The following is a 13,761-nucleotide window of genomic DNA, read 5'->3' on the forward strand; positions in this document are numbered from 1 at the left end:
TCGCCTCAAGATGAGACATCTTTTAAGGGTCGTTGGAGATGACGACGTTGATAGGCTACAGGTGTAAAGCTGGTAACAGCATAGCCGAGTAGTACTAATTACCCGTAGATTTATAGCCTATTGGTTGCTATATTTTAAATAATAACAAGTTCTTTTGTGCGCAGACAAGGTTTTGTCTTTGTGAAAGTTTTTATCGATAAAATAGAAGTTAGAAATTAGATATTAGAAGTTAGTGAATTACTAACCTCTAATTACTAACCTCTAACCTCTTATATAAAGCCTTTAGGGTGGTTTTAGCGGTGGGGCTCACCTGTTCCCATTCCGAACACAGAAGTTAAGCCCACCAGCGCCGATGGTACTGCGAAAGCGGGAGAGTAGGCCGCCGCCAGTTTTTATTAAAAGTCTCATACAGTTTTGTATGAGACTTTTTTGTTTTATACCTATACCAGATATCCAAACCATACCCCATATAAATGATCAATGATAAGTTATGAATCATCAATTATCAAGCATAATAGATCAGTAATTAGTAATTGGTAATGAGTAATGCGGGGGCAGAACCTTGTAACTACTACTACCCAGCATCACAGATCACTTATCAATCATCATTGATCACTTATCTTTACATAAGCCATAAGCCATAAGCCATAAGCAGTCCTGTAAGGGATTTTTTAATTTGGGCCTATTGTAAAAACGACTTGTGCACTATACGATGCAGCAGGAATTACCACAGAAACTCCGGTTATCTGCAATTGTACATTAATTCCTGAGAACGCGACACTGTTACCCAGTCCTAAAAGTCCCGAAAAATTGATAGTGCACAATGCTGTGTCCGGTGATTGCAGCATTTCTATATATGTTGTCCCACCATTGACAGTTGCGGAACAACCAAGACAAAGCCCGCTAATCGTGGCAGTTCCACCACTTCTTTTTGCATAGAGATGCAGCGCATTGTTCCAAACGACAGGATTATAGCGCATACTGATTCTGGCAGCTCCATTGGTGAGAAGATTAAGAAAAGAGCCTGGCAGTGTACCGGATAATATTATCGCATTGGTGGCACTTGCATAAGTTCCCCCATAGTTGCTTCCTGCTTCAGTAATGGCAGGTACACTTACCGTCCAGCCGCTTCCACTGGTATTTAGCGTTTGAGCTCCCAGGTAACTGCTCATTGTTAAAGGAATGAGATATAAATATTTTTTTAAAAATATGTTCCTGAGAAGGCGGCTATTGATTTTCATTTTCAATTTTATTCTGTGATGGTGTAAGTGATGATAACAGGAGTGTTCGTACGGGCTGAAAGGTTGGCATAAGTATTCACCGCAAGGCTGATCGTAAGTCTATGCCCATTATTAGCTCCTGTTCCGGTAAATGCCCCTCCAATCCCTGTAATAATAGTGGTGGCTGTAGTCCCCAGGGTAACGAGGCCGGATGACGTTCCTAATGTTCCTCCGCCAGCTCCCGAAGCGGCAGCGGCCTGCACCCGTATATTAACCCCAGCGATGGGCGCATTGATAGAAGCTGTAATTCTTCTTGTAAGTCCTCCAGATGCAATAGCCGAAGTATAATTGACCCATTTTGTTGTATTGGCAGCAGGAGCTGTTAAAGCTTGTCCGGCTTCTGTAGGTGCCGTAAAATTCAATGTGAAGGTTCCTGCAGGTTCTATATCCATAAGGGTGACTACAGGAAGTGTCATCGGGATGGTGGTCTGCGAGAATATTGTACCGGGTATGAGACCAAAAATCAGGCATATGATAGATTCCTTCAGTTTCATTTTTTCTTTTTTGATTCGTTATATCCTATTTTGATCGTTTCCTGCTGGTATTTAATTTCACTCTGTTGTTTTACAATGTGAATGGCTAGATTCTGTGTTTCCGAGGGCTTAAGACTAAGCTGAAAAGAATCTGTCACAATTTTATACCGTTTGTCCAGACCATTCCTGTACAGTTTAATGTTCCATTCTCCCGGACGCAAATAAGTAAAATCAAAAGTTTCCCCTATAAATGCTATTTTCCGGTAGGTCTGTTCACCGTTTGTTGCTTCGATGATAATGCTCTGTCTTTTCTTTTTTTCGGTTTTAGGCTGAAACTGGGCAAAGCTGTATTGCTCTTTATCATTTTCAGAAAGCTGAATATTTCCTTTAATCGTTGCAGCAGTAGTTAATCCAAAATTAAAGGTATTTTCTTTGCCATTGAGATGCAATGATGCGGGTAAAGAAATATTCGTGATATCATTAATTTCCGCAGTAGAACGATCGATCTCCAGAAAATAATCCCCCGGAACCACATTTTTGAACAGATAGTTTCCGTCCTTATCGGTAACGGATAAATGGCTTCCCAGCATTAATCTTATTCCTTCCGTCTTTTTTACCCCCAGATTGCTGATGTTTCCTGATAAAGAAGTATACTCAGCTGTTTTCTGTACGGGCACATTCATCCGCAAAGTATACCGCAGTGAAAAGATAAAATCCTTATCCCCAAGCTGGCCGCGCTGCAGAGAATATCTTCCTGAAAGATCAAGTTCGCTGCCCGGAAATAACTGCTGGTGAAATAAAACCTCAAAAAGATTCCGGTCTCTGAAATATTCTTCAGGCATATAATTGTTCTGATAAAAAAGACTCATACTGGTTTTATCAGAAAAACGGCTGAAGACCCTGGCCCCGTAATAAAACTGTTTGTCATTTTGCAGCTGATATCGTGAAGTGATTGCATAGCTGGCATACATATTAAAAGAAGTTTTAAACTTTTCAAAAGCAATATTGGTGGTATAAAAACTGGAATTTCCTTTAAATCCACTCAGATAATTATCCGTTTTTCCAAACTGTCCCTGAAGATTCACCTGGAACATTCCGATCTTCTGATCGATACTCACTTTAAAATACCGCTCATAATAATCAAATTGTCTGGGTTCCAAACGGTCCTGATACTTTTGAAAACCATTATAAAGTGTGATAAAACCGCTGGGAATATATTTGTACTGAACCCCATACTGAAGAAAATTCCGGTAAGGAGCTGCGAAGAATAAAGTATCCCTTTGAAAATTCTTGGCATCACGGATATAATTTCCAAACACATTAATTTTTTTTGAAATCTTATACTGAATATTTCCGTTAAAGGTACTCGTATTGGTAAAATATCCTGCAAATTGCGGGCTGGCCTTCATATACAGAACATTTCCGGTAAACTTTTCAAAAGAGGCCTGTGCCTGTGCCATATAAGCGCTCCCTTCCATCTGCTCAGTTTTACTGTATGATGCTTCTCCGGAAAGGCTGATGTTTTTTGTAATCTTGAATTTTCCCGCAGCGTAAGGAAGATGGGCTTCAGAATCCAGTCTGAGATTTCCGAAATTCATTTCTCCTTTTCTTGGAATTTTATAAAGATATCCGGCCGTAATTTCTGATTCTTTTCTGATTTTAAAAGTAGCATACCCATTGAATTCATCTTTAATATCCCTGAAGAATCTCGGATGGTTGTAAAAACCTCCCAAACTGAATTTTTTAAAGTCATACCGGATCTCTGCCCCGCGGCCATATCTTGCAAACTCTGTTAAATAGGATGCAGAATACGTTTTATCACCCAGATGAACAAATAGATTGTCCCGTTTATAATTAATAAAATACTCTTCGTACTGTGTAAAAGAATTAAACTCCACCGGATTGGCGGTTACCGCATGAAATTCAATCTGGTTTTTATTCTCCTTATCCAAGGTTCCCTTTCCATAGATTTCGCCCTGAAATCCGTCATCATAAACACCCATATTTTTCATTCCAATAAAAGTCAGTGATGCTGATACGGGAAGTCTGTGATAGATGTCATCTTCTACAGGCTTTACAGAGATAATTTTGGTGCTTACATAAGCCGTCTGATTTTCTTTTGGATTATCCGGTGAGTAAACGGAAAGATTGAGATTCTGATATTCGTTCTGACCCAGTTCTGCATTGGTGATTTTGTAGATGCTGATCACTTTTGATTCGTTGGGAGCTAATGTAATAGAAGCGTCATGATCCACTACTGCATTTTTACTCTCCAGGATCAGCTTTTCCGTAACGTTTCCATTATTTTTCAGAAGAAAAGAAGCATGAATGGTTTCCCCAGCCCGGATAAACTCCGGTGAATTTAATGAAGTAAGACTGAGCTTCCTGTTTCCCGAAATAGTGACCTGAGAAGTTTTTGTAAAACGGGCTCCATCATTCCGGTCGGTTCCGTTCAGAACTACAGAATAGGTTCCCTGTGCTGCTTCAGCTGCAATACGTATGGGAACCAGATAAACCGTTTTTTCATGAGGTTCAATCGTCAATTCCGCCTTCGCTAAAATAGGAGTGATCAACGGATTGGAAGCAGTAACCGTAAGATCGTATGTTCTGCTTTCTGCGGTGGTATTTTCTAATGCAAAGGAAATAGAAGTAGACATTCCCGGCATTAAACTATCTTTTTTACTGGCCAGTTGATTTGGCTTTTGTTGAGAAAAAATAAGTGCCGGGAATAAGGTTAAAAGGACGATATATAAAATCCAGGGTTTAATCATTCTTTACTTCTAATTCCACATTGAGGGCAAAAGCATTGTCATCTTCATCGGTGGCAATCAGTACTGCTTTGTACAGATCTGCTGGAACTTTGCTGATATCAATGTGAAATGATTTGGAGGTCTGCGGAAGCAGTCCCATTGCAATACTCGTATAGCTTCCGAGCCTTTCTCCGGTTTTCCGGTTATAGATTTCGAGAGACACAGTAGGCTTGCAGTACAGATTTCCATTGTTGGCTACTGCAATTTTTGCCGTTTGCTTTCCTTCTTCCTTTTCAATCTTTACGCTTTCAAATTTAAGATCAGGTTTTGCCTTTTCCGTATCATAATCGGTGATCACCTGAATAGCGTAGCGGATAACAGATGTGATATTTACCCCTGCTTGATCATTGCTGGGCTTTATATCTTCTACAGGCTCCACAATGATGACACTCCAGTAACTTCCGGGATCAGCTGGCTGGCTGGGAACCGTGATCTCATAAAAGACCTCTGTTTTTTCCTTCGCTTTTAAGGTGACCAGATTCGTATTAAGTTTGATCCATTCCCCATTGGTTCTGGCATTGGTACGGATTGCCGTATAATGAATGGAACCGTCTGCATCATAAGTAAAATCCTGCAAAAAAAGTTTTACGCTCTGAGGTTTGCTCCCCGTATTTTCTATAGCCACTTTTCCTTTGTATACTTTTCCGTTTTCTACTTTGTACGAATGGGTAAGGCCGTTGAGTACGACGATGCCTGCCTGTAGAAAGCTAAACTGCAGCATTAAAAACATCAAAAGGAGCATACGCTTTATCATGATCATGTAAAGTTTGAAATTAAATTATAGGCACTATAAAACCAGGAAGAAACTGACAGGCAATTTCTTCTTGTTTTATTTTTAAAATTAAAAATCTTAGTTGTCGGAGATCGTATAAGTAACGGTGACTACAGTAGTCGCGGTTGCCTGTAGATCTGCATAGGCAGCTACTCCTCCAGGTCCGCTTCCTGCCGCTAAAGCATAAGTTAGGTTGTGTCCGTTATTCGCTCCGTTTCCGGTGTAGGCACTTCCGATTCCTGAAACAATCGTCTGATCTGCGGCACTTAAAATAAGCTGTGCTGAAGGTGTTCCCAATGTTCCCGCGCCACTGCCTGTTGCAGCTGCTGCCGTTACCTGGATATCAATTCCCGGAATCAGAGCATTCATACTTACAGATACATTACGCGTAGGATCAGCTACAGATTTTATGGATGAGTAATTCAGCCAAAGCGTAGTGTTAGAAGTTGATGGCGTAATAGGATTACCCGCTTCGGTAGGGGCAGTAAATCCTAAAGTAATGTTTTTAGTCGCCGCCGGTTCAATATCTACCAGTGCAACCTCAGGAATTGAAATAGTAATGGTATGATTGTCCGTATTTGTATCCTGCGCTTTCAGGCTGCCGGAAAATGCAGCAGTAATGAAGCATACTGCAAGGCTTAAGTTTAATTTTTTCATGATGCTGTTAAATTAGTTAAGTGAATTTAATAAAATTCGATAAAGTATAAAAATAAAATTCCGTATTTAAAATATTATTATTGATATCATTATAGTATTTTATTATTTGTACGAATATTTATATGCAAATTATATAAAAACACAGAATTAAGCTATGATTACAATCATAAAAAAGCCTTGCATATCATTATGCAAGGCTTTTTAAATGGATGGATTTCTCAGATTATATCCAGTGCGGATCTGAAATGGAAACTTTTCCGGTTTCTATTCTTCCTGCAAAATGCCAGATTTGGTCGTTGAATGTTACTTTTATATCATACCAGCCTTTATTTTTACTGAGATCAAGCCGTATTTTTTCTTCAGAATGCTGTAAGGAAACTGTTTTTTTGGTTTTTTCATACAGATCTTCCAGAACAACTGAAGCATTTCCTTTTTTATTTTTAAAAACAAGTTCCGCTTCATTTTTCAAACCGGTATTGGTCAGCTGTACTTCCAAGTCTGAGGCTTGAGTTCCACTGAATTTCCGGAAAAAACCATTCGGCCCGAAAACTTCCTGATCATACTTTCCCGCATTCACAGGATGTGACAACTCCTGTTTTGCATACAAAGCATATGAAAAATGATAATTATTGCTGTCAAATTGAGTCCTGTCATAAATCAACAGAGGAATACCGGCCTCTTTTAAATTGGTCATTCTGATCTTTTCGTTCTCCAGATTGACATGGAAATGGTAAGGAAGCGGGTTAGAAGGTTTAGTCCCTCTTTCCTGAATATCAAGAAGACGGTCGCTGATTTCATTTTCGCTGTACCATTTCAGATCCGGAACGGGTTTGCTTTTAGCTGCGTTAATGGTCTTTGCATAATCTTTCTGATCAAGATAATCCATCTTTGGAGCTTTTGTATCGGAAGAATTGAAGGCAGATGTAAGATCTCCGCAGACCGCTCTTCTCCAGTCGCTGATATTATTCACTTTCACATCCTTACTGAATTTTTTCAGGATGAATTTCTCCAGAAACTGCAGCACGGAAGTATGATCCGAAACTTCAGAATTAACGAAGCCTCCTTTTGTCCACGGTGACGCAATAATCATCGGAACCCGGTAACCCAAACCGACTGTTCCTTCTATTCTCTCATGATCTTTGAGCGGAAGAACAGACATATATTCCTGGGATTTATCCACATATTCCACTCCATCTTTACTGTTCAGATCAACCGGCTGGCTTGGATTAAGCGGCGGCGCAAAAGGAAGGACATGATCAAAATATCCGTCGTTTTCATCATAATTGATAATGAAAATTGTTTTTTTCCAGGTTTCAGGATCTTGGGTCAGAATATTTAAAACCTCAGAAATATACCAGGCACCATACCACGGTGATCCCGGATGGTCAGAAAAATGTTCAGGAGCAACCAGCCATGAAACCAGCGGAAGTTTTTTCTCCTCTGCATCTTTCCTGAACTGGAAAAGGACGTCTCCTTTGGGAACAACCAGCCTTTCTCCGTTTTCGTCATTACCAATTTCCAGATTCCAGTAGTCAGGATCATTCACATTGGTGGTAAATGCTTTTTCGTGAAGATTCTTTTCCTGCTGTGAAAGTTTTGCATAATTTTCAGGAGCATATTTCACCTGATCCTCTTCAAGTTCAGCAATCAAAGTTTCAAATTTTTTCTTCTGATCCGGTTTTTTACCGAGTTCTTCTTTCAGATACGCAATGATCTTTGGAATATTCTGATGATAGCCTTTCGAAAATTTAACGTTGAATTTCGAGAACCATTCAATAGGATTATCGGTAAAATTACTCAGCCAGGCTTCCTGTTCGCCGGACATTCCTTTGGGAAGACTGATCTCATTCTGATAAATCTTCCATGAAACATTCTGCTCTTCCAGGAGTTCGGGAAAACTTTTCCAGTGTGCCTGTCTGGCCTTGTCATAATCAATATTTTCATTATAAACATTAGCTTTCACCTTACCGTTTTGCTGCTCTCTGAGTGTTCCGGACCAGTGAAAAAGCCTGTTTGGAGTAGTTCCCGTTAATGATGAACAGAAATATTGATCAAATATCGTAAACGCATCCGCCAGCTGGTAATAAAAAGGAAGATCTTCCCGGTTATAATAGCCCAGGGTAAGCGGAATATTTTTATAGTCTTTGTTTCCTGAAGCCTTAAACTGAAGCCACTGGTCATATTTTCCTTTATTCAGGGCTTTCTGCTGGTCAGACCACGAGTGTGGCAAAGAGCTCATCCACGTAGACTTTGTATTTCTAAGATCTAATCTTGCCGGCGAAGCATATTTTCCGGAATTGTCTTTTTGAAAGAAAACGGAATGGCCGTCCTGTTTTACGAAAGCTCTTTTGTCCAGAAAGCCTCTCACACCTTTCAGTGCTCCGAAGGCATGGTCGAATGAACGGTTTTCCTGCATCAGGATCACCACATGTTCCGCATCATAAAAAGTGGACAATGCCGCGGGTTCAATGGCCAGTGCTTTTAAAATGGCTGGGTGAAGAACACTTGAAGTTCCCAGTCCGGCCAGCAAAAGACTTGATTTTTCTAAAAATTCTCTTCTGTTCATGATTCAATCTAAATTAGAAATAAACCGCAAGTTAATTGGATTTTCCTGCGGTTTATCTGTTTTTATAAAAATATTTTAGGTCTTACTGAAGCCACCACGGCTTGGAACGGATATTGTCATTGCCTCCGTACTGAGCTGCCAGAGCCGCTTTCAGGTTGTTGCTGTTGTAGTTGTATTCAGCCTGCGGATACCTGAATCTGAGTGGTGCGGTAACACCAGCCTGTAAAGGATAATTTGGATATCCCGTTCTCAGGTAATCATAGTAGGAAGTCCATTGGCTCTGGTGGAACATCGTCATGTATTTCTGCGTCATGATCTTTTCCAGACGGGTTTCAAGCGGTGCGGCATCACTGTAAACAACCAGTGGAGTGGCCAGATACTGATTCACATCAAATCCTGAGAAATATTGTCCCGGATTTTTCACATACGTCTGATAAAAACTGAAACTTGCTTTAATGGCGTTGTCATAATGGGTTTTTGCCGATCCGGAGATCCATCCTCTGGCAGCACCTTCAGCAAGAATAAATTCAAGTTCGGAATAGCTTAAGACGGAAGACGGCTCATTGGTAGGATCTTTATAAAAACGATCGTTCACCTTGGAAATATTTTTTGCCGTGATCAGCGCTGCATTGTCAGAATAGGGAGAAGTAGGGTTTCCTCCGTTGTATCCAGTAAAATCCGTAAGAGGTTTTCCGGCTTCTTTTGCCCCTGTGGTCTGGGCTGCAAAAGTGAACAGGCGGGGATCCTGTCTGGCTTTAAACAGATTGATAAAATAATCAGCCATATACAGGCTGGACCCATACCCGCTGCTGTTGAACGTTGTATATCTGCTGTCCGCAGCATCGGCAAATTTAAGCTCCCCGTTATCCGAAATGGAAGTCATCAAAGACTGGCTGTTGGCAACAGACGCAAATTCAGCGGCTACATTATAGCTTCCCAGGGTTGCTTTTTTAGACATGGTGATCAGGATTTTCAAACGGAAAGAGTTGATCAGCTTTTTCCATTTTAAAGCATCGCCGTTGTAGATGATATCGCCTTCAATTTTGTCATTGGTATTGATAAGATCATTCGCTTCTTTCAGTTCTGATAAAATTCCGGCCATTACAGTTTCCTGAGTGTCGTATTTCGGCTGTGTAATTCCTGATTCCCCTTTCGCCGCTTCTGTGTAAGGAATGCTTCCAAGTTTTAAACTTAAATTAAAAAAGTAATAAGCCCTGTAGAATTTCCCTATGGCAGCATAGTTTTTATTGTTGATCTTTTCTGCTTCCTGCATCATTTTTACCGTATTCAAAAGACCTGTGGTATATACGTCGAAAGAAGCATCATTCCACTTCATGTATTGGTAGGTATTTTCGCCATCCGTCCCGATCATCATTCTTGAGGCGTACATATTGTCACCATTGACCTGGAAAGCATTGTCGGAAACATACGTCAGCAGTACTTTAGGATCTACCGTGGCTTTGTCGTTTGGATTTTCATTGATCTTGTCAAGGTCGGTTTCACACGAAGCCAGCATCAGTATTCCTGCCAATGCAGCAGTTTTTATGCTGAAACTTCTTAACCATTTTGCTGTTTTTCCTTTTTGCAGTTTCACCGGAGTTTTTATAATATTTTTCATTGTTCAGATACGTATTCATTAAAATTTAAGATTAAATCCTATTCCGATCCATCTGCTGGAAGGATCCTGGATATCATTGTCATCCCTTTTCTTTAGCTGATAATCCGGGTCGGAATAAAGGTTTTTGGATTTTTTCCACATGGCCAGATTGTAAGCTGAAATATTCGCTGTGAAATTTTTTATCATTCCTTTCGGATTCAGGAGATACGAAAAATCATATTCCAGGACTACCGATCTCAGTTTGATGAAAGTCCTGTCGAAAACATTTGCAAACAATTTGCTCTCATCTTCCGTAACCCTTGCCTGATATGGATAGTTCTGCGCCCAGTCCTGGAAGCTGATCGGTTTTGTGTGTTGGGTATAAGTTCCCGTAGCGGCATCGAAGTTGACACCGTCCGGTACAAAATAGTAGGTCCCCGGATTGGCATATTCCAGATCCCTGTAAGCTGTGGAGTTCGGATGTTTTCCGCCCCACCACATTTTTTCTACCACCTGCGATCTCATCACGCCGCCTATGCTTCCGTCGATTCCGATATTCAGGGTAAACTTTTTATATTTGAAGGTGTTGTTGAAACCAAAAGTCCAGTCCGGATTAAAATGTCCCAGATTGCTGGGAGCATCTGCTCTTGTCGGCATTCCGGTTTTCGCATCCAGAACGACTTTTCCGTCTGGAGATTTTTTCCAGGTATAGTCGTAAAAGCTGTCCATTCTTTCGCCAAGCTTGATGTTGTTGTAGTTTGGCATATCATCATAGATTGAAGTCAGTTTCTGTTCGTACGTACTCCAGTTGATTAAAGATCTCCAGGTGAAATCGGCAGTTTTTACAGGAGTCAGTCCCAAAGATATTTCAAGACCTTTCGTGGTGTATTCGTTGCCGTTTACATACTGGGAAGTGAAACCTGATGACGAAGCAGCCGGGAACTGCAGGATATTGTTGTAATCCAGAGTTCTGAAATACGTGACATCTAACGTTACCCTGTTCTTGAATAGCCCTGCGCTTAATCCCAATTCATAAGATTTTGTCTGTTCCGGTTTTAAAGAATTTTCAATATTCAGTGTAGTAGGATAATAGAACATTGGATTTCCGTTAAAAGTTGCCCCTTGGCTGTTCAGATAATAGTTTCTGGTTGAATAAGGCTGGAAGTCATAAGCTACTTTTGCCCAGGAAGCGGATAATTTCAAAAGGTTGACGGCTTCCGGCATTTTAACCAGATTTGAAATCACGGCACTTACCGATGCGGAAGGGTAGAAGTAAGATCGGTTCTCTTTCGGAAGAGTGGAAGACCAGTCATTACGTCCCGAAATATTGATGAAAAAAGCATTGTACAAACCAATATCAATGGTTGAATAGGCGCTGTAGATCAGCTTTTCTTTAAGGTAATCAAAATATTTTACAGCTCCTGTAGAGTTTTCCAGGGTATAAAGCTCAGGTATTTTCAGACCATCTGTAGAAGCGTTGTCAACATCGTTTTTATAATAAAATGTAGATCCTCCGGCATTGATGGTAAAATCAAAATTATCAGAGAGCTTCTTCTTGTACGTGGCAAGGATATCGGAGTTCATGTTCCAGGTTTTGGTATCATTCAGAAGATAACCGCCGCTTCTCGGAGCACTGTAATTAAAGTAAGAATAAGGACTTAATATTTCCTGTTTGTTATGGTTTTCAACGATGGATATCTTCCCTTTTACGGAGAAATCTTCAGTGGCTTTATATTCAAGGCCTGTTTGGGCATTGATGACGTTCGTTCTGTTTTTATTCTTATAATATTCAGCTCCGAACCATGGGTTATTGTACCATGCATAATTCCAGTTGGCCTGTGCGGTTCCTTCTCTTCCCGGGATCCACATATGGTTTTTAAGGTCTCTTCCGTCTACATCTGCACCCATCCAGATCAGGATCGTATACATGTGGCCGCTTGGATTGTAGTCGTAGTTCGGGATATTTGGGGTGAAGGTTTGATTGAAATTAAATTTAGTATCAAAAATTAATTTTTCTCCCAGATGATTTTCAGAAGAGAAATTCACTCCATAACGCTGAAGGGAAGCACCCGGAACCCTGTCGTCATAGTTCATGAAATTTCCGGAGAGTCTGTAGAGATCTTTATTGTTCTTATAGCTTATCGCGAAACTGTTGTTGTTGATGATCGCCGGTTTTAAAAAGGTATCCAGGTTATCATGATACTTCCAGTCAATAGGAACCCTTTCGTATCTGGATTTATCATTGTACTCGGTTCCCGTTACCGCACCATACCACGGAATCACCTGTCCGGTCATCTTATCTCTGATCGGGCTGTTCCACTGGGCAATTTTCAGACCAGGAACAAATTTTGGTCCCCAGATCATATCTCCATCATTCACACCGCCGTCAGCTCCGTCCCAGAATTCATACTTTCCGTGGGATCCGTTTCCATATTCGTTCTGGGTTTTCGGAAGATTGGTAAAGCCTGCCGTTACCATCGTGTTTTGAGAAAATTCTACAGAGAAGCCTTTCTTTTTGGCACTTTTTGTAGTGATTAAAACGGCTCCGTACCGGCCTCTGGAACCGTATAGCGCGGAAGCGGTAGCTCCTTTCAGAACGTTGATGTTTTCAATATTATTAGGATCCAGATTCTGGAATACTTCTTTCTCCACAATCACCCCATCTATTACAAAAACAAGATTGGAATTTCCCCTCAGCGTAAATTGCGGGGATTGCTGCATTCCGGTAGGGTTGGAGACATTCAGGCCAGCCACCTGTCCGGAAAATAAATTTCCAATGCTGGGTGTGGTAATGGTTTCAAACTGTTTCGTACCCACTTCCTGAGTGGCATATCCAATTTTTTCTTTCTTTTTGGCGATACCCAATGCGGTAATTACAACACCTTCGATCTGTTTCTCCGCAGCCTTTTTTAAAACAATGGAATATTGTCTCTGGGAAGAAACTTCTACGGCATACAGTGAAAAATCAGGAGCGTAAAATTCGAGGATATCTTTGGGATTAGCGGAGATGGTAAAATTACCGCTTTCATCAGTTACCGCTGTTTTTCCGGTATTCTTGTCGGTAATGCTTACTCCAGATATGCTGGAGCCGTTTTCGGATTTTACATTTCCGGAAATGTTAATTTCTTGGGCAGTCAGATAAAGGGGGAGTAAAAAAACAGCAAAAGTAGCTAAGGTCTTCTTCATTTTTTTGAGGACAAATTTAGCGGTGTACTGTTACCTGAACTTTAATGTGGTATTAAAATAAAAATACTTTTTTAATATTTTTTAACAGAAACATTTAACATAATAATAAAACTGAAAAGGCTTCTGAAGTTTAATATTTGTGTTTATTATACTATATATTATAACGCTTCAAAAGAAAGATTTTTCTATAGATTGATGTATAATTTTTAAACGCAAAGTTTGAATATCATGGTTTAATATTTTAGGAATGCAGAGTAGAGAATCAATTGAAATTGATTCGATGAAGCGTGTGGATAAATGTCCGCTTATTCAGTGGCGTAGCCACACCTCTTTGCTTATCTTGAAATTAGGAGATATAGCCTGAAAACTTTGCGTTAAATCAAACTCTGGTTACCTCTAGATGAGTATAGATAGGGCAGG

At 40.3% G+C, this 13,761-nt stretch carries 8 protein-coding genes and 2 rRNA genes; 2 read left to right on the plus strand and 8 right to left on the minus strand.

Annotation, left to right across the window (positions count from 1 at the left end; genetic code table 11):
* Both JET18_RS00005 and rrf read left to right on the plus strand, forming a co-directional pair.
* A 23S ribosomal RNA gene (locus tag JET18_RS00005) occupies positions 1 to 118 on the plus strand; the annotation flags it as partial.
* A 165-nt stretch (positions 119 to 283) separates the two neighbouring features.
* Positions 284 to 391 (plus strand): 5S ribosomal RNA (gene rrf / locus JET18_RS00010).
* A 280-nt stretch (positions 392 to 671) separates the two neighbouring features.
* Here the strand turns inward: rrf and JET18_RS00015 are convergent.
* The 8 genes from JET18_RS00015 to JET18_RS00050 all read right to left on the minus strand — a co-directional run bounded on the left by JET18_RS00015 (position 672) and on the right by JET18_RS00050 (position 13,341).
* Positions 672 to 1,172 carry a hypothetical protein gene (locus tag JET18_RS00015; RefSeq protein ID WP_228728457.1) on the minus strand — a complete coding sequence of 167 codons (501 nt, stop codon included), beginning with the start codon at positions 1,170 to 1,172 and terminating at the stop codon, positions 672 to 674.
* Between the two features lie 77 nt (positions 1,173 to 1,249).
* Positions 1,250 to 1,774 (minus strand): hypothetical protein, encoded by a 525-nt coding sequence (locus tag JET18_RS00020; RefSeq protein ID WP_202088216.1) that lies wholly within the window; start codon positions 1,772 to 1,774, stop codon positions 1,250 to 1,252.
* Complete coding sequence (locus JET18_RS00025) at positions 1,771 to 4,524, minus strand: COG1470 family protein (protein WP_202088219.1); 2,754 nt, start codon at positions 4,522 to 4,524, stop codon at positions 1,771 to 1,773. Before JET18_RS00025 ends, JET18_RS00020 begins: the two co-directional genes overlap by 4 nt.
* Entirely contained in the window at positions 4,517 to 5,317 is an 801-nt protein-coding gene (locus tag JET18_RS00030; RefSeq protein ID WP_202088221.1) for a WxL protein host-binding domain-containing protein, read from the minus strand. Before JET18_RS00030 ends, JET18_RS00025 begins: the two co-directional genes overlap by 8 nt.
* Before the next feature lie 96 nt (positions 5,318 to 5,413).
* Positions 5,414 to 5,992 (minus strand): hypothetical protein, encoded by a 579-nt coding sequence (locus tag JET18_RS00035; RefSeq protein WP_202088223.1) that lies wholly within the window; start codon positions 5,990 to 5,992, stop codon positions 5,414 to 5,416.
* Between the two features lie 223 nt (positions 5,993 to 6,215).
* Positions 6,216 to 8,558 (minus strand): phosphocholine-specific phospholipase C, encoded by a 2,343-nt coding sequence (locus JET18_RS00040; RefSeq protein ID WP_202088225.1) that lies wholly within the window; start codon positions 8,556 to 8,558, stop codon positions 6,216 to 6,218.
* Between the two features lie 82 nt (positions 8,559 to 8,640).
* A complete protein-coding gene (locus tag JET18_RS00045) occupies positions 8,641 to 10,176 on the minus strand; it encodes a SusD/RagB family nutrient-binding outer membrane lipoprotein (protein ID WP_202088226.1) in 1,536 nt (511 codons plus the stop codon).
* Between the two features lie 18 nt (positions 10,177 to 10,194).
* Entirely contained in the window at positions 10,195 to 13,341 is a 3,147-nt protein-coding gene (locus tag JET18_RS00050) for a SusC/RagA family TonB-linked outer membrane protein (protein WP_202088231.1), read from the minus strand.
* Positions 13,342 to 13,761 lie beyond the last annotated feature (420 nt).

Origin of the sequence: Chryseobacterium endalhagicum, assembly GCF_016745235.1 — a bacterium.
In the GTDB taxonomy this organism is placed as follows: domain Bacteria; phylum Bacteroidota; class Bacteroidia; order Flavobacteriales; family Weeksellaceae; genus Chryseobacterium; species Chryseobacterium endalhagicum.

Excerpts from the sequence above, each read along its gene's own strand:
- JET18_RS00020 (WP_202088216.1), bottom strand. The coding sequence starts at position 1,774 with ATGAAACTGAAGGAATCTATCATATGCCTGATTTTTGGTCTCATACCC.
- JET18_RS00040 (WP_202088225.1), bottom strand. The coding sequence starts at position 8,558 with ATGAACAGAAGAGAATTTTTAGAAAAATCAAGTCTTTTGCTGGCCGGA.
- JET18_RS00015 (WP_228728457.1), bottom strand. The coding sequence starts at position 1,172 with ATGAGCAGTTACCTGGGAGCTCAAACGCTAAATACCAGTGGAAGCGGC.
- JET18_RS00030 (WP_202088221.1), bottom strand. The coding sequence starts at position 5,317 with ATGATAAAGCGTATGCTCCTTTTGATGTTTTTAATGCTGCAGTTTAGC.
- JET18_RS00035 (WP_202088223.1), bottom strand. The coding sequence starts at position 5,992 with ATGAAAAAATTAAACTTAAGCCTTGCAGTATGCTTCATTACTGCTGCA.
- JET18_RS00050 (WP_202088231.1), bottom strand. The coding sequence starts at position 13,341 with ATGAAGAAGACCTTAGCTACTTTTGCTGTTTTTTTACTCCCCCTTTAT.
- JET18_RS00025 (WP_202088219.1), bottom strand. The coding sequence starts at position 4,524 with ATGATTAAACCCTGGATTTTATATATCGTCCTTTTAACCTTATTCCCG.
- JET18_RS00045 (WP_202088226.1), bottom strand. The coding sequence starts at position 10,176 with ATGAAAAATATTATAAAAACTCCGGTGAAACTGCAAAAAGGAAAAACA.